The sequence below is a fragment of the Massilia sp. Root418 genome, from assembly GCF_001425265.1.
In the GTDB taxonomy this organism is placed as follows: Bacteria; Pseudomonadota; Gammaproteobacteria; order Burkholderiales; family Burkholderiaceae_D; genus Rugamonas.
Map to the genome: position 1 here is coordinate 575,211 of NZ_LMEC01000001.1, position 22,198 is coordinate 597,408.

General features: G+C 67.8%; 13 protein-coding genes. 6 read left to right on the forward strand and 7 right to left on the reverse strand.

Annotation, left to right across the window (positions count from 1 at the left end):
* The first annotated feature begins 30 nt into the window (after positions 1-30).
* Positions 31-1,119 carry a hypothetical protein gene (locus ASC94_RS02365; protein WP_157201244.1) on the forward strand — a complete coding sequence of 363 codons (1,089 nt, stop codon included), beginning with the start codon at positions 31-33 and terminating at the stop codon, positions 1,117-1,119.
* Here the strand turns inward: ASC94_RS02365 and ASC94_RS02370 are convergent.
* From ASC94_RS02370 to ASC94_RS02380, 3 genes are read right to left on the reverse strand one after another with little or no spacing between them, the layout of a single operon-like run.
* Positions 1,116-2,354, reverse strand: a complete 1,239-nt coding sequence (locus tag ASC94_RS02370; RefSeq protein WP_056390182.1) for a nucleotide disphospho-sugar-binding domain-containing protein — start codon at positions 2,352-2,354, stop codon at positions 1,116-1,118. The two genes, ASC94_RS02365 and ASC94_RS02370, sit on opposite strands and share 4 nt — an antisense overlap.
* 3 nt (positions 2,355-2,357) lie before the next feature.
* Positions 2,358-3,023 (reverse strand): HAD family phosphatase, encoded by a 666-nt coding sequence (locus ASC94_RS02375; RefSeq protein ID WP_082616047.1) that lies wholly within the window; start codon positions 3,021-3,023, stop codon positions 2,358-2,360.
* Positions 3,020-5,716, reverse strand: a complete 2,697-nt coding sequence (locus ASC94_RS02380; protein ID WP_056390185.1) for a polysaccharide deacetylase family protein — start codon at positions 5,714-5,716, stop codon at positions 3,020-3,022. The genes ASC94_RS02375 and ASC94_RS02380 overlap by 4 nt, the downstream gene beginning before the upstream one ends.
* 174 nt (positions 5,717-5,890) lie before the next feature.
* Between ASC94_RS02380 and ASC94_RS02385 the strand changes: the two genes are divergently transcribed.
* A complete protein-coding gene (locus ASC94_RS02385) occupies positions 5,891-8,608 on the forward strand; it encodes a diguanylate cyclase domain-containing protein (RefSeq protein WP_056390188.1) in 2,718 nt (905 codons plus the stop codon).
* A gap of 95 nt (positions 8,609-8,703) precedes the next feature.
* A complete protein-coding gene (locus ASC94_RS02390; RefSeq protein ID WP_056390192.1) occupies positions 8,704-10,188 on the forward strand; it encodes a methyl-accepting chemotaxis protein in 1,485 nt (494 codons plus the stop codon).
* 34 nt (positions 10,189-10,222) lie between these two features.
* On the opposite strand, the gene ASC94_RS02395 is transcribed toward ASC94_RS02390, so the two are convergent.
* Positions 10,223-11,890: an alkaline phosphatase family protein gene (locus ASC94_RS02395; protein WP_056390195.1), complete on the reverse strand. Its 1,668-nt coding sequence runs from the start codon at positions 11,888-11,890 to the stop codon at positions 10,223-10,225.
* Between the two features lie 200 nt (positions 11,891-12,090).
* Here ASC94_RS02395 and ASC94_RS02400 point away from each other — a divergent pair, with 200 nt between their 5' ends.
* Entirely contained in the window at positions 12,091-13,443 is a 1,353-nt protein-coding gene (locus tag ASC94_RS02400; RefSeq protein ID WP_056390197.1) for an iron-containing redox enzyme family protein, read from the forward strand.
* Here the strand turns inward: ASC94_RS02400 and ASC94_RS02405 are convergent.
* The 3 genes from ASC94_RS02405 to ASC94_RS02415 are packed head-to-tail and all read right to left on the reverse strand — an operon-like array spanning position 13,433 to position 17,387.
* Positions 13,433-15,292, reverse strand: a complete 1,860-nt coding sequence (locus ASC94_RS02405; protein ID WP_082616051.1) for a sensor histidine kinase — start codon at positions 15,290-15,292, stop codon at positions 13,433-13,435. The genes ASC94_RS02400 and ASC94_RS02405 overlap by 11 nt on opposite strands.
* 50 nt (positions 15,293-15,342) lie before the next feature.
* Positions 15,343-16,449 carry an AraC family transcriptional regulator ligand-binding domain-containing protein gene (locus tag ASC94_RS02410; RefSeq protein WP_056390205.1) on the reverse strand — a complete coding sequence of 369 codons (1,107 nt, stop codon included), beginning with the start codon at positions 16,447-16,449 and terminating at the stop codon, positions 15,343-15,345.
* Positions 16,446-17,387 (reverse strand): GGDEF domain-containing protein, encoded by a 942-nt coding sequence (locus ASC94_RS02415; RefSeq protein ID WP_056390207.1) that lies wholly within the window; start codon positions 17,385-17,387, stop codon positions 16,446-16,448. The genes ASC94_RS02410 and ASC94_RS02415 overlap by 4 nt, the downstream gene beginning before the upstream one ends.
* A gap of 164 nt (positions 17,388-17,551) precedes the next feature.
* On the opposite strand from ASC94_RS02415, the gene ASC94_RS02420 reads away from it, so the two are divergent.
* Both ASC94_RS02420 and ASC94_RS02425 read left to right on the forward strand, forming a co-directional pair.
* Positions 17,552-20,089, forward strand: coding sequence for a TonB-dependent receptor (locus tag ASC94_RS02420; RefSeq protein ID WP_056390210.1), 2,538 nt, complete (start codon positions 17,552-17,554; stop codon positions 20,087-20,089).
* Between the two features lies 1 nt (position 20,090).
* The gene (locus tag ASC94_RS02425) at positions 20,091-22,040 is read left to right on the forward strand and encodes a phytase (protein ID WP_082616053.1); all 1,950 of its coding nucleotides are present in this window, start codon (positions 20,091-20,093) and stop codon (positions 22,038-22,040) included.
* The last annotated feature ends 158 nt before the right edge of the window (positions 22,041-22,198 follow it).

The window sequence follows — 22,198 nt, forward strand, 5'->3', positions numbered from 1 at the left end:
TGAGGAAGTTATCCTCGCGTGGAGCCCAAGATGAGCAATGCCCCGCTTGACAGTCGCAATTCCAATAACGAAGATGGCCATGAAGCGCGGATTGTGCGGCTAGAGGTCAATATGGAGAACGTCGTTTCCCTGATACATGCACTGCAGGCGCGGGTGGATGAAGGCTTCCTGCGCGTGGATGACGGATTTTTGCATATCGACGAGCGCCTGCGCGCGCTACAGGCCCAGCTTGAAGCCTACCGCCAGGAATGGCGCAAGGAATTCTCGGCGGAAACATCACGCTGGGAAGGGCGATGGCGTGAGGAGCAACGGCAAAACGAAGCCCGCTGGCGCGAAGAGCAGCGGCAAAGCGAAGCCCGCTGGCGCGAAGAGTTCGACGCGAGCAGAGCCGATGCTGACCGCAGGGACCAAGCCGCGCGCCGGGAGCTCGCGGCCAAAATCAAGGATTGGCGGCAGAACCAAAGGAAGGCGGATGCCGAACGGCGCGAGCGCCAAAGCAAAGCCGATGCCGAATGGAAGGCGTGCCAGAGCAAGACCCACTCCGAACTGCAAGAACGCCAAAGCAAAGCCGACGCGGAGTGGAAGGCGTTCCAGGCTAAAACCGACGCCGAATCGAGAGAGCGCCAGAACCAGGCCGACGCTGAGTGGAAGGAACGCCAAAGCAAAGCGGATGCGGAGTGGAAGGAGTACCAGACCAAGACCGCTGCCGAGCGCACAGAGTACCGGAGCAAATCCGACGCTGAATGGAAGGAATGGAGGCAGTGCCAGATCAGAACGGACGCAGAATGGAAGGAACGCCAGAACAAGGCTGATGCCGAGTGGAAGGAATCCCAGAGCAGGAGCGATGCTGAATGGCGGGAGTATCACAAGAAGGCCGATGCCGACAGGCAGCATCGGCTGGAAAAGATGGAACAGCAACAACGCAACGAGCGCGAATGGGCCGAGCAAAAGTGGGAACGAAACCAGGATATGCTGGAGCGCCGCTGGAACAAGGAAATCGAGCAGCGCAACATCAAGGAGGCTGAGTTCCGTACCAGCATCCGCTGGATGATCGGCATCATGGCCAGTTTGGCGCTGACCGCCGTCGGCATGCTGGGCCGGGTGTTCAACCTCTATTAAGTGCCAGCCAACCCTTCCAGCGCGATGGCGACGCGCGCCGCCATGTCCTCCACCTTGTAGCCATGCATGCGCTGGGCAAACGACTGCGCGGCTTGGGCGTAGCCGGGTGTGGCCAGGATGTGCCGCACCACTGCCCGCCAGTCCTGCGGTTTGGGCAGCATGGCGGCGTTGACGCCCATGCCGGAGGCGGCGATACGGCGGGCGGTAAGGAATTGTTCCAGCTGCAGCGGGAGCATCAGCACTGGAACGCCCGCCAGCATGGACTGCGCGAGCGTGGCTTCGCCGCCGTGCGTGACGCACAGCTGCGCCTCGGCCAGCGCGGCTTGCAACGCCACCGGCCGGCTCGCATAGGCCAGATTGGGCGCGGTGACCGGCGGCGTTTTCCCGCCGGCGACCTCGGGCAGATAGCACAGGACGCGGCAGCCTTCTTCGGCCAGCGCAGCCAGCACGTCGCCGTGGCTGGCGTGGCCCGCCCGCAGATAGGCGAACACTTTCGGCCCGGCGCCGGGCGGCCATGCGGGGGCCTCGCCGCCGGCGGCCAGGAACGCCGGCCCGTACCAGTGCGGGGATGGCTGCGCTGCGCCGGTGGCGAATGCGTCGCCACGGCCGAACTGGTCGAGTTCGGGCCAGGTCGTCATCAGCGGCGTATCGCCTAGCAAGAGGTCAACGGCGTGGTTCAGCGGCCGCGCGGTGTGGTGCGCCAGCACGGCGTTGGCCGTTTGCAGCACGCGTTCTTCGGCTGCCGCCAGCCGCTGCGGCGGGATATTTTCCCATTCGCGCAGGCATGGGAGCGGCTGGCCGGCGGGCGGCATGGCGAACGCGGAGCCGACCGAGGCGCTGCGCAAGCCCATACTGCGCGCAGCCAGGATGGCTGTGGGCGCGTAGTCGGCTACCAGCACGTCGGGATGGAGCAAACTGAACATGGAGCGCCAGCCTGCCACCATGCTGGCCAGCGGCCCGGCCTGCAGGAAGCCGGCGGTCAGCAGGATTTCGGCGTGGCTGGCGTGATTGGGCGGCATGCCTTCCGTGCGGTGCAGCCAGACCGGGGCCTGCAGCAACAAGGGCCGCGCCGCCTGGCCAGGGCCGGCAGCGAATAGCCCGGCGGTCTGCGCGAGGTCGCGCAGGCTGATGGTCACTTCGTGGCCGCGCGCCAGCAAGGCGTCGGCGAGCAGCCTCAGGCGTCCCGCGTGGCCCAGGCCCCCGCCCAATTCCCAGCACAGGTGGAAACGCGCCATGGCTCAGTGGGCCGCGCCGGTCAGCGCGGCGAGTTCGGCGTGCAGCCCGGCCACATTGTCTGCGATACGCCAGGCGCCGGGAAAGTCGTAATGGCGCGTCAGTTCGTTGCGCAGCACGATACAGCGTATCCCTGCCGCAGTGGCCGCCTGCAAGCCGCGCGGGGAGTCTTCCACCACCACGCACCGCTCCGCCGCCAGCCCCAGCTTTTCCAGCCCCAGCAGATACGGCTCCGGCGAAGGCTTGCTGTTCGTGTAGTGCTCGGCCGTGAGCACGAAACGGAAGTGGCGCAGCAGGTCCAGGCGCGAGTGGATCAGCGCAAAGTGGCTGCCCGTGGAACTGGTCACTACGCACATCGGCACCCGCGCGGCGAGCGCGGACAGCAGCTCGCCGACGCCGGCGATCGGTTCGACGGCCGCGCCCAGCAGCAATTCCGCATAGCGCCGGTTGCGCCCTTCGCGCAGTTGCACCACGCGCGCCTCATCCAGGCCCAGGTGTTCCAGCAAGTGCCAGGCGCCGCAGTTATCGGACAGATACCAGTTGAAGAAATCCAGCTCGGACAGGTCGATACCGAATGGCAGGAACAATTCGCGGTTGGACTGGTAGAACAGGCGCTCCGTATCCACCAGCACGCCATCGTTGTCCCACAGGATGCCGTCGACTTGCCTCACAGCTTCTCCAGCTGCTGGCGCGCGTACGCCGCTGCGCCGCCGCCCGGCGCCAGTTCCAGGTAAGTCTTGTAAGCGCTCTTCGCGCGCTTGCCGTCACCCGCACGCGTGGAAGCGTCGCCCAGGTTCAGGTAGGCGATGGCACGCGAGGGATCCATCCTGATGGTGTTCTCGAACCAGCGCGCCGCCTCCGGGTAGCGCTCCTGCTTGTAGAACACGAAGCCCAGGTTGTTGGCCGCCAGCGCAAAGTCCGCGCGCAGCTTGAGCGCCTCGGTGAACTGCGCCTCCGCCGCCGCGTACTGCTTCTCCTTATACAACTGCAGGCCGCGGTCGTTGGCGCGCTGCGCCAGCTGGCGCGCGGACACAGGCACCGCCGGCGGCGGCGTGATGGCCTGCTCCTTGCCCTGCAGGTCCTTCACCGTGGCGGCAGGCGGCGCCGCGTCCAGCTTGGAGTTGAGCGCGATGGCGTCGCTCGACAGCTGCGCCGTGGCCGCCCCCAGGAACTCGGTCTCGCCCGGCAGTTCGAACACGAAGTCGCCGCCTTCGGAACCCGGCAGGCTGCCGAAGGCCGGGGTCTGGCTGGACACGCCCGCCACCGCCGGCGCCACATAGGCCGCCAGTTCGGTGGCCGTGATCAGGCCGTCGCCGTTCAGGTCGGCCTTGCCGCCCAGGCCTTGCAGCAGGGTCCAGGTGAACACCGAATGGCCGTTCGGGCCGCCGTCCGCCACCAGCTGGTCGCCGCCGCCCGCCGTCAGCATCTGGCGTCCGATGCGCTTGGCGTTGTCGCGCAGGAAGGACGACGAGGAGCCGCCACGCGTGAGCCCCAGGCCGCTGTAGCAGGCGTCCATCACGAACAGCACGTGCTTGGCGCTCAGGCTCTCGGCGATGTTCTGGATTTCCGTCATGGGAATCGCGTCGGTGGCCAGCTGGTTCGGGTCGGCGTCGGCCGGCACGATGTAGCCCAGGTCGCGCCCGGAGCTGAGCTTGCGCGTGGCGCCATGGCCGGCGAAGAAGACGAAGATGCGGTCGTTCTTCTGCACCCCGCCGTGCGCCAGCCTGTCGTGGAAGGCACTCAGGATGCCGGCGCGCGTGGCCTCGGCGTTCTTCAGCGTGACCACGCGTTCGGCCGGGAAGCCGAACTTGTCGATCAGCGTTTGCCGCACGCCCTGCGCGTCGCGCACGGCGTACTGCAGCTTGGGCCATTTCGCGTAGTCGTCGATGCCGATCACGATGGCCCAGGAGTTGCCGTAGCCGGCCGACACCGGCGCTGCCGGCGCCGCCCCTTGCGCCGCCGCGCCCTGCGCCACCTTGAAGCCGCTGCCGTCCCAGCCGGCGAACTGGTAGCCCTCGGCCACCAGCCGGTCCAGGATGGCGGGCAGCGCCTTCACGGTGCGTTCGTGGATGTCATGGAACAGGATGATGCCGCGCCCCTCCTTCTCCACTCCCTGCAGCACGCGTGCGGCGATGGAACTGGGCACCGGATCGGCCCAGTCCAGCGAGTCGATATTCCACATCACCGATTGCAGCCTGGCCTTGTGCAGCAGCGCCATGCCTTCGCTGTTGCGGGCGCCGTAGGGGAAGCGGAACAGCGGCGAACGGTCGGCGTCGACCGCCTTCAGCAGCAGGTCCGTATCCAGGATTTCCGCCTGCAGCTTGTCGCCGCTTTCCTTGGACAGCTGGGCGTGGCTGTAGCTGTGGTTGGCCAGGGTGTAGCCGGCCGCCTTCAGCTTGCGGCTCACTTCGGCGCCGCCATTCAGCTTGGTGTGCTGCGCCGCGTCCACGCTGCCGATGTTGCGGCCCACGGAAAAGAACACGGCCGGCACGCCGTATTGCTTCAGGATGGCAGCGATTTCCTCGCTGTAGCGCTTGTGCGGGCCGTCGTCGAAGGTCAGCACCACGGTCTTCCTGGGCAGCGACTTGCCGAAAATTTCGCCATCCTCGGGCTTGGCGGCGGCAGGCGTGCCCGCGCCGGCGCCGGCGGGCGGCTGCGGGTACGGCATCACCACGCCGTATTCTTTCAGGATCTGCTCGCGCTTGTACATCTTCTTCAGCTGCGCCACGTAATCGTCCCAGCGCTCGCGCTTGAGTTCGATGCCGCGCGTTTCAAAGCGGCCGAAGATCTGCTTGATCTCCTGGTCGTAATAGCGCTCGATCTCGGCCAGCGCGTCCATATCCTCGGAAATGCGCTTGTGCAGCTTGATGGCAGGCAGCGAACCGTCCTTGGCCACGTAGCCGCGCAGCGCTTGCAGCAGCTCGCGGAAGGCCAGCCGGTCGGCGTCGTACATGCCGGGATCGGCTTCGATATAGTCCAGCAGCGCGCCCATGCCGGCAAAGCGGCCTGCGTCCGGCGAGGCCGCCAGCGCGGCCAGGGCCTCGTCCACGCGCGCAATGCGCAGCTGGTTGTCATGGAACAGGCCCTGGCCCACCTGGTTGGCCTGGGCTTGCTCCGCCTCGCCCAGCGACTGTTCATCTGCAAGCAGCACGATGGTCTTGCGGTAGGCCGCCAGCACGTCCTTGAGCTGCGCCACGATGGCCTGCTGCGGCCCGGGCAGCGTTGCGGCGCCCCCGCCTTGCCCTGCGGTGCCTGCCGGGGGCACGCCTGCCGGCGCGCCGCGGTGGGTGTAATAGTAGCCGGCGCCGGCGGCGGACAAGACAGCGGCCGCGACGGCGGCCAGCAGGACGGGCTTGGAAATCACTGTATGAGCCTGTTATAGATGCGGTGCAGCAATTGTAGGGCATGTCAGCTTGCTATGCCAACGATCTAAATCCATGGCTAGCCGGGGCCGGGTGTGCAATACTCCACGCTACCGAACGACTTGCTTATAGACATGGCCACTGCCGGCTTCCTGCCACGCACCCTCAAATCACGGATGACCACGGTCGTCATCCTGCTGGTGCTGGCCGCCACCACCATCGTTACCACCCTGGCCCTCATGCTGGCCGAGCACGACATGAAGGCCGTCATCGGCGCCCAGCAGTACGCGGTGCTGTCCAGTGCCGCCGCCTATGTCGACGAGCAGCTCGAAGCCAAGCGCGCCCTGCTCTCCACCCTGCCGGAAGGCCTGCCGCCGGGCATCCACAGCGACCCGGCCGCGCTGCAGGCGCTGCTGCAGTCCCGGTCGGCGGTGGGCGCCGAGTTCTTCAACGTGGTGGTGTTCGACCGGGCTGGCAAGATGGTGGCCACCTCACGCCCGGATTTGAAGGAGGCCAGCGTGGAGGCCGTCGGCCGGCCCTATTTCGACAATACGGTCAGCACACGCAGCGGCCTGATTTCGGCGCCCTTCCTCAGCCGCCTGTCGGGCCGGCCCGTGGTGCTGATGACCCAGCCCGTGCTGGACCCGCAAGGCGACGTGGCCTACGTGATCGCCGCCGGCATCGACCTGCAGCAGTCCGACTTTTTCGGCCCCATCAATGCGCTCAAGCCGGGCAAGACCGGCTTCATGTTCATCATGACCACCGGTGGCATCCTGATCCACCATCCCACCCCGGAACGCCTGCTGCGCCACATTAACGACCGGCCCGGCTACAACCGCGCCACCGAGATGGCCCTGAAAGGCTTCGAGGGCTGGACCGAGGCCAAGAACAAGGACGGCAACGAGGGCATCTATTCGTATAAGCGCCTGAAGAGCACCAACTGGATCGTGGCCGCGCGCTATCCCACCGCCGAGGCATTCGCGCCGCTGATCGGCCTGCGCAAGCAGGCCATCCTGGCGGCCAGCCTGTTCGCGGCGGTGGCCGGCCTGGTGGCGTGGCTGGCCATCCACCGCCTGCTCGGGCCGCTGGAAAAGCTGCGCCAGCGGGTGGCGCTGCTGCGCCATGGCGGCACCGACATTGCCGCGCTGCGCTCGGGCCGGCAGGACGAGATCGGCGAACTGGGCGAAGCGTTCTACCAGCTGACCGCCGAGCGCGCCGCCACCCAGGAAAAGGTCCTGGCCAGCGAAACGCTGGTGCGCAACATCCTGGAGCACGCGCCGGACGCCTTCGTCAGTACCCGGGCCGACGGCACCATCACCGAATGGAACGCGCAGGCCGAGCGCACCTTCGGCTGGCACCGGGACGAGGCGCTGGGCCGCAATGTGGCCGAGCTGATCGTGCCGCCCCGCCTGCGCAGTGCGCACGCCCTGGGCATCATGCGCATGGGCGGCGGCCGCGCTGTAGACGGCTCGGCCGACAGCCAGCGCCGCCTGCAGCGCACCCGCATCGCGGCGCTGCACCGGGACGGCCGCGAAATTCCGGTCGAGCTGTCGGTGGGTACCCTGCGCCACGACAGCGGCGTGATCGCCACCGCCTTCCTGCACGATATTTCGGAGCGCGTGGCGCACGAAGAACAGATCGCCGCCAGCGAGCACCGCGCGCGCATGATCGCCGACAGTATGCCGGCCCTGGTGGCCTATGTGGACCGCAGCCTGCGCTACCGTTTCACCAACGATTACTACCAGCAGCTGCTGGGCGTGGCGCCGGCCGGCATGCTGGGCAAGACCATCACCGAAGTATTCGGCATGGAAGTCTATTTGGCGTGGAAGGACAAGATCGACGCCGCCCTGCGCGGCGAGCGGGTACACGAGGAGCGCGACAGTGTGCAGCTGGGCCGACCGCTGCACCTGATGACGGATCTGGTGCCCGACGTCGATGCGGCCGGCACGGTGCAGGGCATCTACCTGATGTCGATGGACATCACCCAGCGCCGCAACGCCGAGCTGACCCAGGCCGCCAGCGAGCAGCGCCTGCAGCTGATCACCGACCACCTGCCCGCCCTGGTGTCCTATATCGACCGCGACCACGTGCTGCGCTTCGGCAACGCCACCTTCCGCCACTGGCTGGGGCTGGACCCGGCCACGCTCGCCGCGCGCCCGCTGCAGGACGTGATGGGCGCGGCCGCCTACGCCAAGACGCGGCCCCACCTGGAACGCGCGTTCACCGGCGTGCATGTGTCCTTCGAACACCGGGCCAGGCTGTACGGCGACCAGCGCACGCTGGAAACCACCTTCGTGCCGGACCTGCGTCCCGACGGCACCGTGGCCGGCGTCTACGCGCTGACGCAGGACATGAGCCGCATCAAGGCGGTGGAGCGCCAGCTGATCGAACTGGCCCGCCTCGATGCGCTCACCGGCATTGCCAACCGCCGCAAGTTCGAGGAAGTGCTGCAGCAAGCCATGGCGCGCAGCCAGCGACTGGCGCGCCCCATGGCGCTGGCTTACCTGGACATCGACAATTTCAAGTCCATCAACGACAGCCTGGGCCACGGCGCCGGCGACGAGGTGTTGAAGGAGTTCGCCAGCCGCCTGATCCAGGCGGTACGCGCGGTGGACCTGGTGGCGCGCCTGGCCGGCGACGAATTCATCATCGTGCTGGAGAACGTGGACCGGGGCGGCGAAGCGGCCCTGCTGGCGGCCAAGATCGTGGCGGCGGTGCGTACCCCGTTCTCGGTGGCCGGTTCACCGATGCAAGTGACCACCAGCATCGGCGTGGCGCTGTACCAGGGCGAAGGCGACTCCCAGTCCAGCCTGATCGCGCGCGCGGACCGGGCGCTGTACCAGGCCAAGCGCAACGGCCGCGACTGCTATGTGGTGGATGCGGAACAAAATTGAAGTAAACGCGCCGATGTGAGATTTGGTGATATTTGTGCCGGTCAATTCCGTCACAATGTCCTGCTAAGCGGCGCCCGCCGCCAGGAGGAAGAACCATGCTGAAACACATGAAAATGGAGACCCGGCTGCACGTGGGGCTGGGCAGTATCGTCATCCTGGTCGTGCTGCTGGGTTTGACGGCGTTTGCCAGCCTGAGCACGCTGCTGGGGCGCTGGAACGCCATCGAAACCGTGACGCTGGCGCGCAAGGATGCCGTCATGTCCATTGTCGGTGCGCATGGGCGCGCCACCCACAGCTTCAAGAATTATGTGCTGCGCGGCGGCGACTACGCCGCCAAATTCCGCACCGAGATCGCCGAAATCGACAAGGCTGCCAACAGCTACCTGGCCGGCGGCGACGTCTCGCGCGAAGAACAGGGCTTGCTCAATGAGATCCTGGCCGCCACCAAGGAATACGGCCAGCAGATGTCGCACCTGGAGGCGCTGCGTGAAAAAGGCGCCACCGTCCCCGAGCTGGACAAGGCCGTGAAGGGTGCGGACGCCGGCATCGCCAGCGCCAGCGCCCGGCTGCGCGAAGTCAATGCGGCTGAAACGCGGAGCGAGTCGGCGGAAATGAGCGAGATCGCGCAGCAGGCCAAGCGCTGGATCCTGACCTTCGCCGTGGTGATCGCCCTGCTCGGCTGCGTGCTGGCGGTGTGGATTTCGCGCAGCCTGAGCGCCATCGTGCGCGACATCCAGCACGTGACCGGTGCGCTGGCCAGCGCCTCGACCGAGGTCAGCGCCACGGCGCAGTCGCTGTCGCAGGCGTCCAGCGAGCAGGCCGCCAGCGTGGAGGAAACCAGCGCTTCCATCGAGCAGATGACGGCCTCCATCACGCAGAACGCGGAAAACGCCCGCGTCACCGACGGCATCGCCACCAAGGCAGCGCAGGAAGCGGCCAAGGGCGGCGAGGTGGTGAAGGCCACGGCGGCGGCCATGCGCCAGATCGCCAAGAAGGTCAGCATCATCGACGACATCGCCTACCAGACCAACCTGCTGGCCCTGAATGCGGCCATCGAGGCGGCCCGCGCGCACGAGCACGGCAAGGGCTTCGCGGTGGTGGCGGCCGAAGTGCGCAAGCTGGCCGAGCGCAGCCAGGTGGCGGCGCAGGAGATCGGCGAAGTGGCGGCCAACAGCGTGGAACTGGCGGAACAGGCTGGCGTGCTGCTGGACGCCATGGTGCCGAACATCCGCCGCACCTCGGACCTGGTGCAGGAAATCGCCGCCGCGTCCGAGGAACAATCAGCCGGCGTGGGCCAGATCAATTCCGCCGTGGTGCAGCTCAGCCAGGCTACCCAGACCAATGCGGCCAGCTCCGAGGAACTGGCCGCCACGTCGGAAGAGATGAATTCCCAAGCCGACCACCTGGCGCACCTGATGGCCATGTTCAAGCGCTACGCCGCCGACGGGCAGCCGGCCCGCTCCGAAGTGCGCCAGCTCAAGTCCGTCAAGCCGCGCGCGCAACGCGCAGGGACGGCATCGGGTTCCAGCCTGGCGCCCGCAGCAGGCGGACTGGACGAAAGCCAGTTCACTAAATTCTGACGGCGCGGGGCCGAGGGCCGGCGGGCACGGAAGTCTAGCGCAGCGTCTCCGTCAGCACCCGCCCTTCGGCGCCGGAGGGCGGCCGCAGGCGCAGCAGGTGGGCCAGCGTGGGCGCAATGTCCACCACTTCCGCGTACTGGCCGTAGACGCCGGGCTTGATCCATTGCCTGCCCATCATCATCAGCGGCACGTTGGTGTCGTAGTTGTACGGCGAGCCGTGGGTGGTACCGGTGCCGCTGCCGGGGAACCAGTTCGGCTTGTTGACCACCATCAGGTCGCCGGACACCTGGCGGTTCCAGGCGCGCCGCATCAGCACGGCGATCCGGGTCGGCGCGGCGGCGCCGCGCTCGAACTGGCTACGGGTGAACACTTCGTTCACGCCGGGTTGCCGCAGCAGGAAGCGCGACGCGGCCTGCTCCACGTCAGCGCTGTCCAGGCCGTGCTTTTCCATCAGTTCATGGTCCAGGTAGATGTTGGGCAGCACATTCGGCGCGGTGCTGGCCAGCACCAGCCCGGGCACGGAGAACCGGGCCGCCAGATGCTGTTCCAGCGCGGCGACCATATTGTCGCCCCGGATGCGGCCGGCGTCGTGCTTGTGCGCCCTGGCGAACTCCGGCACATTGGCAAAGCCGTGGTCGGCGGTCAGCACCACCATCACGTTGTCGCGGCCCACGCGCAGGTCCAGGTAGGAGAAAAAGCCGGCCAGCATACGGTCCAGCCGCTGCAGGTGGTCGTGCGACATTTTGCTCTCGGGGCCGAAAGCGTGGTTCACATAATCGTGGCTGGACAGGCTCACGCCCAGCACGTCCGGCACACCCGCCGGGTTGCGGCCCAGGTTCTCGCCCTCGATGGCGGCGCGGGCGAATTCCAGCGTCAGCTCGTCCAGGTAGGGACCCACGCGCAGGCGCGCGTAATAGGAGGCGTCCAGGGCGCCGCTTTCGCTATAGTAGGAGAACGGGAAGCGGTTGCGCCCGCCGTTCGCGGCGGCAGGCGGATCTTCCGCGTCGCCCGCGTAGGCCTCGGCCGGCAGGAGCGGCGTCCATGACTTGCCGTAGTAGCGGTCCTGCGGCCTGGCCGCCTGGAAGCGCTGCACCCACGCCGGATGCGCCGCCATGTAGTAGCTGCTGCTGGCGAAGTTGCCGCTCTTGTCCATGTACATATAGGCGGTGCCGGTCTTCCCCGCCAGCAGGATGGCGCCCCTGTCCTTGCCGGACACGGTAAGCACCTTGGCCCGCCCGCCGCTGGCATAGCGCAGCTCGTCGCCCAGCGTGCTCACCCGCAGTCGCGCTGGCGAGGTGCCGTCGGAAGACTTGGTTTCCTCGCCGAGATAGGTGTAGGCGGTGTCCTCGGTGCAGTAGGTTGACACGTGGGTCACCGGGTCGATCCAGTTGTTGGCGACCACGCCGTGCTGGTAGGGATAGGCGCCCGACAGGATGGCCGCGTGGCCGACCGCCGTGACCGTGATGCCGTGCGCCTGGTGCGCATTGCTGAAACTTGCGCCCTGCTCCAGCAGGCGGCGGAAGCCGCCCTGGCCGAACTGGGCGCGGTAGCGCTGCACCTGTTCGTTGGGCAAACCGTCCACCACCAGGACCACCAGCAATCTCGGCTGGCTGGCGGCGGCGGGGGCGGCAGGGGCAGGATGTGCCGGGCCGGACGCCAGCACGGCGGCGGCGAAAACGGATAGGGAAAAATGCTTGATCATGATGGCTCGTGGTTGGTAGCGCGCGCCATGCTAGCACCGGCATGTGTCAGGCTGATGACCTTGTGCCACAGGACAGCAACATTTACATGGCATTTTTCCGGTGTCAGTCTAGTCTTACAGAGCGGCGGGAACATCACCGCTACGCATGCAAGCAACATTTTTGCATACTGGAAAAAATGCTAGCCAGAGTGAGACAAGTCATGCTGACCCCCGCCGCAACTGCCGTTCCCGAAGCGCCCATGCGCATCTATGCCGCCCTGTCCGACACCGCGGAACCGTCGCGCGCCGCCGACGCCGCCGCCTTCCTGCGCACACAACTGGATGCGGCCGCCGCCCAGCCGCCCTGCCTGCCAGTCCGTTATGACGAGCTGGCAGGCTGGATCGCCCACCATGCCCAGACCGCAACGGATGCCTATCACCGCTACCAGGTGGTGCGCGAATTCGGCGCGCCGCGCCGCCATTTCGCCACCTTGGCGCAGGCGCGCCAGTTCTTGCGCGAAGCTGCGCCGGCCCGGCTGGCGGACGGCGCCTCGCTGTACGGCGTGGTGGAGCGCTGGGACGACGTCGATTTCCAGCCCATGATCGCCAGCTACCTGGAGCAATTGGGCAACGGCGTGCCGGACCGCAACCGCTACCTGCTGTACCGCGACTTGCTGGCATCGGGCGCGGGCTCGGCCAGCGCGGATGCGGGCGCAGGCGGCCTGTCGGTGGGCCTGCCGCTTGCCAGCTACCGCAGCGCGGCACTGGAACTGTCGCTGGCGCACAACGGGGATGATTTCCTCCCTGAACTGATCGGCTACAACCTGGCGCGCCAGCAGCCCTCGGCTGAACTGTTGGTGGCGCGCCACGAATTGACGGAGCTGGGCTTGCACGCCGACGCGTTCGCCGGCGCTGGCGTGGCGGCCGGCAGCGGGCCGTCGGCCCTGCTCAGCCTGCGTGGCGTGATGGCGCGGGTGGGCGATCCGGCTGCGTTCTACCGCCGCGTGGCCGATGGTTTCCGCCTGCACGCGCAAGCCGCCCACCTGCCGCTGCCCTCCGCCGGCGATGCCGCCGCGCCGCTGCCGGCCGAATCTTCGGCCGCCGCGCCCGCTGGTGCGCCAGCCGGCCGGCCGGCTGCCGCTGCCGCCAATGCTGCCACTGCCGCCACGGCAGCCAGACAAGCAGGCAGCCAGCCAGCCCCGGTACTGCCGCCCGACACCGTGGCCAACCGTGCGCCCGGCAGGTCCGCCCAGGCCGTGCCGGCACCGCTCCCGGTCCCGGACGGCCCCGCCGACGCCGGCGGCCCGAAACACCAGGGCAGCCAGCTTGCCACTGCCGACGCGCCAAGGCGCGTACGCGCGGAGCGGCCGGTGATCCGCCACCACTTCCCCGCCGACGAACACGCCTGGGAATCGATAGGCTGCGAACTGCGCCTGCTGGAAGCGCGGCTGGCCTCGTCGGACAGCAAGGAAGAAGCGATGGCCACGCTTTCGCGGCTGCTGGCACCCGCGCTGCAGCACACGCCGGCCGGCCTGATGGCCGCGCGCATCTACACGCAGCTGTTCAACCTGTAGCCTGGCTTGAGGAACCCGGTGGGGCGGCAGGGTCCGCACCGCCGGCTGGCGCGGCGGGCAGCCGCACGGTCACGCGCGTGCCCTGCCCCACGCCCGGGCTGGCGATGGCGATGGTCCCGCCATGCATCTCAACCAGCCGCCGCACCAGCGTCAACCCTATGCCCAGGCCGCCCTGCGCGCGCTGCAAGGTCTGCTCCCCTTGCACGAACACGTTGAACACGCGCGGCAGCAGCTCCGGCGTGATGCCCACGCCCTCGTCGCTCACTGTCAATTCGGCCATGCCGCCGTCCCTCGCCACCTGGATGCGAATCGCCGAACCGGGCGGGCTGTATTTAAGTGCATTGTCCAGGATATTGTCGATCACCTGAGACAGCCGCGTGGCATCGGCCAGCACCGGCGCCGGCTCGGCGCGCAACTCGATGCGGTGCTGCTCCAGCCTTCCGCCGGCCTTTAGCGTTTCCAGGCAGCCGCTCGCCGCCTCGGCCAGGTCCAGCGGCTGCTTGCTCAGGGCCAGCTTGCCCATCAGCGCGCGGTTCACTTCCAGCAGATCGTCGACCAGCGAAGTCAGATGCGCGGTCTGGCGGCGCAGCACTTCACGCGCGCGCTGGCCGGCCTCGGGCGGCGCGCCCTGCCGGCCGGCCAGTTCCAGCAAGGTGACCGCGCTGGTGATCGCGCCCAGCGGGTTGCGCAGCTCATGGCCCAGCATGGCCAGGAATTCGTCCTTGGCCGCATTCTGCCGCTCCGCATGCTCGCGCGCGGCACGCTCGCGCACCAGCAGTTCGTTGCGCTCGGCCTCCACGCTGGCGCGCGTCACCATCTCGGCCCGCAAGCGCGTGTCGGCGTCGCGGATGGCGTCATTCAATGCTTCCATTTCACCGATGCTGGACTGCCGCAGCCCGGACACGGGCATGGCGCCGCCCAGCGAGCGTGCGGCATTGGAGGCGCTCGACACGAAGCGCACCAGCCTGCGCCCGGTGTGGATGCCCAGCACCAGCGCAGAGCCGATGGCGATGACAAAGCCGCCAATGGCCACCGACATCCCGCGCAGCACCGCCGCATTGATCTCGGCCGCCGGCGCCGACACCAGCACCGCCCAGCCGGACAGCGCCGAGCGCACGAAATAGGAATGGAACCTGGTGCCGTCCGCGCCGGCATGCCGCAGCGCGCCGTCCGGTGCCGCCTGCATGCCCGCCAGTACGTCGCCGGCAATGCGCCTGCGCGCCGGATCATCGGCCTGGCCGCGCTGCGTGATGATGACGCCGGTGCCGTCAACCAGGCTGACTTGCCAGCTGGCGGGAATGGTGCGCGCGTCGAAGCTGCGCGAGAAATAGGATGGGGTGAAAGCCTGGGCGATCACGCGCCGGTCGCCCGCCGCCGTCGTGATGGGCATTTCGACCGTCACGAACGGCCGCTTCAGGTCCAGGCCCCATTTCACGCCGGAGACGGCGCCGGTACCGCTGTCGAGCTGGCGCGCCGTCACCTCGGGATCTGGCCGTATCGGCAGCGCGGCGCCGTACGGCAGGCGGGTGTTGACCAGCTGCTGGCCGCTGCGCTCGTACAGGATGATCCAGCCGCCATGGCCGGCGTTGGCGGCGCTGGCCTCCTGGTGGAAGCGTTCCACGTCGCCCGATGCCAGCGAGTGCGAATTGGCCAGCACCCGCAGCACCGACTGCGCGCGGCGGATCTCGGCGTCGATCTCCAGCGTGGCCGAACGCGCGCTTTCCTCGATATGGCGCATGGCCGACGCGCGCTGCGCGGTCAGCAGCATGTCCAGCGCGATGCTGCAGAACACCGCCACCGGCAACACGATGGAAAAAGCCAGCAGCCAGTAATGGGTACGTAGACGCATCGATGCACATGGTTCTTGTGGACACCAATTGTACAACGGCAATGAGCGTTTCAGTTCGCGCCCGCCAGCAGGGTTTCCCGCAGCAGCCCGGGGGTCTGGCCGGTCCAGCGCTTGAAGGAGCGGCGGAAGTTGGTGGCGTCGTGGAAGCCCAGGTGCTCGGCCACGGCGTCGTTGTCGGCGCGGCGGGTCTGGAACAGATACAGCGCAACGTGGGTGCGCACCTGGTCCAGCTCTGCCTGGAAGTGGGTGTTGTGGCGCGCCAGGTGCCGCTTCAGCGTGGCCGGGCTGACGGCGAAGTCCGCTGCCGTCTGCTCCAGGGACGGCGCCGCGCGCACGCGGGCCAGCAGATAGTCGTACAGTGCGCTCAGCAGGCTGGGAGTGGCGGACTGCCAAGCGCTGGGAGCCGGCGTGATGGGCGGCGCGCCGGCTGGCGCGCTTGCCTGCGCGGATGGCTGCCCGGTTGGCTGCGCGGTTGCCTGCTCCATTGCCTGCTCCATCGCCTGCGTCCGCGCCTGCGCTGCGGGCCACGGCCGGTCCAGCCAGGCGGCGTCGATCAGCATGGCGTCCAGGTGGCAGTCGAAGCGCAAGTCGGTGCCCAGGTGGACCTCGTGCTGTTCGGTGTGGCGCGGGCGGGTGCGGTTGAAGCAGAAGCGCCACGGCAGGCGCTCGCCGCTCAGCCAGCGGCACATGGCCGCCAGCGCCGTCATGTGCATCTCGGCCAGGAAAGGCAGCTGGCCGGGCGCGCCGTAGCTATCGGTCCAGTACAGCGCGGCCAGGCCACCCTCGGTGCGGAAGCGTGGACACAGCAGCGGCGACAGCAGGCAGCCGTGCTCCACCAGGATGTGCAGGGCTGCGCGCAGGCTCGGCGCCCGCAGCAGCTCTGCGCTCGCCGCGCCGCAGTCGCCCGGCAGCATCTGCTGGCCCAGCATGAAGGCGGTATCCGCGCTGTCCAGCATGCGCGCGGCGTTTTGCAGCAATTGCAGGTACTGCTGCGGCGCCAGGCGCAGGTCCGCAGGCGGCAGCTCCGGCCCGTCCAGGCCCGTGCCGCGCCACAGCGCGGGCAAGGCCGCGTCCCGGCTGGCGGCGTAGTCCAGCACCTGCCATGGCTGGTGCCGCGCCGGGATCACTGCATCCGCCGCGCCGTGGTAGGCGATCACGCCGCAGCCAGCCGGCGCTGCCCGTCGTCCGCCCCGCCGGACTGCGCGACGCCGGCTTCGGCCCCGCCGCTGGGGGGCGCCAGATCGACCGCCTTGCCCAGTTCCGCCAGCAGCGCTTCGGGATTCCCCTCGGCCAGCGTGCAGGCGTGCCGCAGTCCCACCGCCAGCGGTCCTGCAGGCGCCGCGTGGCGCATGCGGCCCACCATGGAGCACAAGTGCCCGGCCAGTTCCTGCGCCTGTTCCTGCCCCATGCCGGGCAGCAGCACCGCATAACGGTCGCCCGCATAGCGGCACAGCAGGTCCTCATTGCGCAGGTTAAGCAGCAGCATATGGCCGACCGCCTGCAGCACCCGGTCGCCCTCGCGCTGGCCGTGCTCGCGGTTGATCCTGTGGAAGCCATCTATGTCCAGCAGCACCAGCGCGCATGGCATGCCAGGCGCGCGCGCGTGCTCCAGCCGGATCTGCGCGCGCAGGTAGTCCGCACCCGCCAGCTGCGTGACGCGGTCAAAGGCGCGGTGGTCGCGGAACAGCCGCTCGCGCTTTTGCAAATGTTCGTTCAGGCTGAACTGCTCCTGGCGCCAGTAGTACATGCCGGCCGTGAGCGTCAGCATCCCCAGCGGCATGAGCGCTTCCAGCCAGTTGTCCCACACCTGGTCCTTGGCCACATGGAAGAACTCGTCCAGGCAATCGGCCCAGGAGCCAAGCATGATGGCCGCCAGCCCCAGCGCCAGCAGGCGCGTCACCAGGCCGCCGGGCCGGCTGCTCAGGGTGATCAGCAGCCAGATGCCCGCCATGGCGGCGGTACCGCCCTCGCACAGGATATCCAGCCACTTCCAGTGCGCCAGCGGCTTGGCCTGGCCCATGCCCGCATACAGCAAGGGGAACAGCAGCAGCCCGCAGGCCGACAGCATCAGATAGGGACGGTGCAGTTTTAGCATGGCGGCAGCATAGCGGCGCTTTGTGACGTCCGCATGACAACAAGGAGGTGCAAGCAGGGAGGTGCAAACAGCTCACCCGCCGCACCTGCTTTGTAATAGAAGCGACATATTCAGTTCCTAGAATGCCCGGCGTTCCTACAACATTTCAACTAACGAATAAAACCATGCACAAGCCCACCCCGCCAACCTTCCGACTGTCCGCCCTCAGCCTGGGCGTACTCGCCATGCTGACCTCCCTGGGCGTGCACGCCCAGGTTGCCGAGTCCTCATCCTTGGCCGGCGTCGTCGTCATCACCGGCCAGCAGGCCAGCCTGCGCAAATCCATCGCCGCACAGGACAAGGCCGATAACATCGTCAGTGTCGTCAGCAGCGACGATATCGGCGGCCTGCCGGACAAGAACGCCGCCGAAGCGCTGGCCCGCCTGCCCGGCGTCTCGGTGCAGCGCGACCAGGGCGAGGGCCGCTATATCACCGTGCGCGGACTGGGCCCGGACCTGAACGCCGTCACCATCAACGGCGCACTGGTGCCCTCGCCCGAAGCCGGCCGCCGCGCGGTGGCGCTGGACGTGCTGCCGGCGGGCCTGATCCGTTCCCTGGAAGTGAGCAAGACCCTGACGCCGGACATGGACGCCAGCTCGCTGGGCGCCACCGTGGAGGTGAAATCGCTGTCCGCCTTCGACCTGCCGGGCAAAGTACTGTCCGTGACGGCAGCGGCCAGCCGCGACCAGAACACCGGACAGACCAGCCCGAGCGCCAGTCTGTTGTGGGCCCAGCGCTTCATGGACGGCCGCCTGGGCGTGGCGGTTGGCCTGAGCGGCGAGAAGCGCAAGTTCGGCTCCGACAACGTGGAGACCGGCGGCGCCTGGGACGGTGAAAAGCTGGGCAGTTTCGAATTCCGCGACTACCTGCCTGTGCGCGACCGCCGCGCCGCCGCCATCAACTTCGACTACCGTCCGGCCGCAGGCAGCAACTGGTTCATGCGCAACCTGCTGAGCCGCTTCAGCGACGATGAAGTACGCGACCGCCTGACCATCAGCAATATCTCCGGCGGCAGCATCGCCGAAGGCGCCACGGCCAGCGCACGCGCCGAGCGCCGCCTGCGCCAGCGCAAATACACGCAGGAGATCCGCTCCACCGTGCTGGGCACCGAACAGAAATTCGGCGGCTGGCAGCTGAACCTGGTGGGCGGCACGAGCCGCGCCAACGAGGATACGCCTGAAGCGATCAACGACGCGCGCTTCCGCGGCAACGCCAACTTTGCCGGCGTGGGCTTTACCAATGGCGCCCAGCCGCAGCTGGTAGCGCCGGCCGGCATCTACGACGCTGCCAACTACAGCCTGAACGCCATCACGCTGCAGCAGCGCTACTCGGAAGACAAGGAACGCCACGCCCGCATCGACCTGTCGCACACTTTCCCCGTGGGAGAAATGCGTTCAACGCTAAAGTTCGGCGCCAAGACCAGCCGCCGCGAGAAGGCCAACGACACCAACCAGTGGGCCTACAACAGCAGCAAGACCAGCAGCGGCAACTACTGGGGCGCCGGCCCTGCCGCCATGGCCGCCTTTGTAGGTGCCGGTGAGCTGGACTACAAGCTGGGCCGCATCGGCGCCGCCATCGATCCGGCCGTGGTGCGCGCACGCGTCGCGGGCCTGGACCGCAACGGCGCGCGGCTGGCGTCCGAATCCGCGATCAATGACTTCAGCATGAACGAGGACATCGACTCGGGCTATGTGCAGAACACCCTGGCCTGGGACGCATGGCGCGTGCTGGCAGGTGTGCGGGCCGAGCACACCAGCTTCGACGCGGCCGGATCGCAGATCAGCGGCACCGTCATATCGCCGCTGCGGCGCGAACGCTCCTACACCAACTGGCTGCCCACACTGCAGGCGCGCTACGACGCCGACGAACACACCAGCATCCGCGCCGCCGTCACCAAGGCCGTGGTGCGCGCCAACTTCAGCCAGCTGGCGCCGGGCGTGAGCTTGTCCAGCGCCACCGAAGCCACCATCGGCAACCCGGACCTGGCGCCGCTGCAGGCGCGCAACCTGGACCTGGGCGTGGAGCGCATCCTCGGCACGGACGGCACCGTGTCGGCCTACGCCTTCCACAAGGACATCAAGAACTTCACCTATACCACGAATCTCGCAGGCACCGGCCAGTGGGCGAACTACACCACCGCCACCTCCTACGCCAACGGCGACAAGGCCACCGTGAAGGGCATCGAACTGGCGTGGCAGCAGCCGCTGCGCATGCTGCCCGCGCCTTTCAACAGCCTGCTGGCCGGCGTCAACGCCACCCTGAGCGACTCCAAGGCCAACGTGGCGCGCTTCGATACGAAGGCGGGCAAGGTCCTGTCGCGCAGCATCTCCATGCCGGGCCAGTCGGACCGCGTGATGAATGTGATGCTGGGCTACGAACAAGGCCCGGTGAGCACCCGCCTGGCACTGAACTACAAGTCCGAATACCTGCTCGAAATGGGCGGCGACATCCTGAACCCGGCGCAGGACCGCATTGTCGACAGCCAGAAGCAGCTGGACCTGTCCTTTGCCTACCAGATCAGCAAGCAGCTGCAAGTGCAGTTCGAGGCCTCCAACCTGAACAACGAAAAGTACTACGTCTACCAAGGCGTGAAGAACCATAACGCGCAGTACGAGCAGTATGGCCGCACCTATAAGATCACCCTGAAAGCCAGCCTGTTCTGATATGAAGACGCACGCAACCAAGACCCAAGCAATCAGGACGCAAGCAATCATCAGCGCCGCCTTTGCCGCCCTGGCCGCCACGTCCGCGCCGCTCGCCGCCGCTTCCGGTACGGCAGGGGCGGCACTGCCGGCCGGCGTGGCAGCCAGCCTCGCCACCGCCACCGAACTGGCAGCGCTGCCGGACGGCGGCTGGCTGGCGCTGGACAAGAATGGCCTGCGCCTGCTGGACGCCAGCGGCGCCGAGCGCACCCGCCACGCGGTGCGCGGCAAGCAGCTGGACACCCGCAGCCAGGCCGGCGGCGTGCTTGCCACGCTGGTGGACTCGAACACCGAGCGCACGGTCGCCATCGATGCCGACCTGAAGGCAGGCACGCTGCGCGTGCAGGCGCCCTTCCCGGCGCCGTCCTTCGCGCCGGAAGCGGCCTGCCTGTACCGCGACGCACAGCAACTCAGCTATCAATTCCTGATCGCAAAGGACGGCCAGGGCGAGCAATGGCTGCTGGACGGCGCCGAGCGCAAGCTGGTACGCAAGCTCGCACTGCCGGCGCACGTACGCCATTGCCGCGTGGACGACGCCACCGGCACACTGTTCGTCAGCGAGTCCGGCATGGGCTTGTGGGCCTACAGCGCGGACGCCGAAGGCGCCGGCGAACGCCATGCGCTGGCACTGCGCCAGCCGTTCGGCAAGCTGGCCGGCGGCGCAGGCGCGCTGGCGCTGCTGCCGGGCGGGGTCGCCATGCTGGATGCCAAGGGCAAATCTCTGAACCTGTTCAGCCGGCGCAACGGTGCCTGGCTGGCGCAGGCACCGCGCGCGCTCAAGGCTACCGCCAACAGCCGCACCCTGGCCAGCCGCAGCACTGCCTCGGGTGCCGAACTGCTGCTGAACGACGACGAGACGAAGCAGTGGCGCACGATGACCGCCGGCCCGCACGCCGGGACGGCTGCCACCGCTTCAGCCAACACGGCGGCCGCAACGCCGGCCGGCGCACCCGCCATCGTGCTGCCGCGCGCCCAGACCGAACCCATGGCCCGCCTCGGCGACGCTGCGGACGACCCGGCCATCTGGGTCCATCCATCCGATCCATCGGCCTCGCGCGTGCTGGGCACCAACAAGAAGCAGGGCTTGCTGGTCTACGACATGCAGGGACGGCAGACCCAGTTGCTTGAATCCGGGCGACTGAACAATGTGGACGTGCGCCAGAACGTGCTGCTCGACGGCAGCCGCCACGACCTGGCCCTGGCGACCCAGCGCGACGACAACACCATGGTGCTGTTCACCATCGACGGCAACGGCGCCGTGGCGGAAACCGTGCGCTTCCCGACGGGACTGGAAAAGATCTACGGCATCTGCGTCTACCAGCCCGCCGGCGGCGGCCTGGAAGCCTTCGTCAACGACAAGGACGGCACCTTCCAGCATTACCGCATCGGCCGCAAGGATGGCGCTTTCACCAGCACCCTGCTGCGCAGCTTCAAGGTTGCCACGCAACCGGAAGGCTGCGTCGCCGACGACCGCACGGGCCGACTTTTCGTGGGCGAAGAAAAGCGCGGTGTATGGACCTTGCCTGCAGCAGCCGACAAAGGCTCGGCCATGAGCATGGTGCTGCCCGTGGGTGCGGTGCTGACCGCCGACGTGGAAGGCATGTCGCTCTACCATGGCGCGCAATCGAGCTACCTGGTGGTCTCCAGCCAGGGCAGCAACAGCTACGTGGTGCTGGATGCGGCCGCACCGTACAAGGTGCGCGGCAGCTTCCGCATCGGCTTGAACGTGGCGGCAGGCATAGACGGCGCGTCCGAGACCGACGGGCTGGATGTCAGCTCCGCCAACCTGGGCGGCGCCTATGGCGAAGGCATGCTGGTGGTGCAGGACGGCTACAAGCGCCTGCCCGACGGCCCGCAGAACTTCAAGTACGTGGCCTGGTCCGATATTGCCACCGCCCTGAAGCTGCGCTAAAATGCGGGCGCTGCCTAAATTGCAGGCAGCGCCCATTCAGGAGTATGCGCCCATGACCAAGTAAGGCCCCTCTGCAAGAGAACGCAAGACCGCCGCGCGGCCTGCGTATGACGTTGTCGTTTCGTCTGGAGCTTACTTATATGGCAGTACTTGTCAAC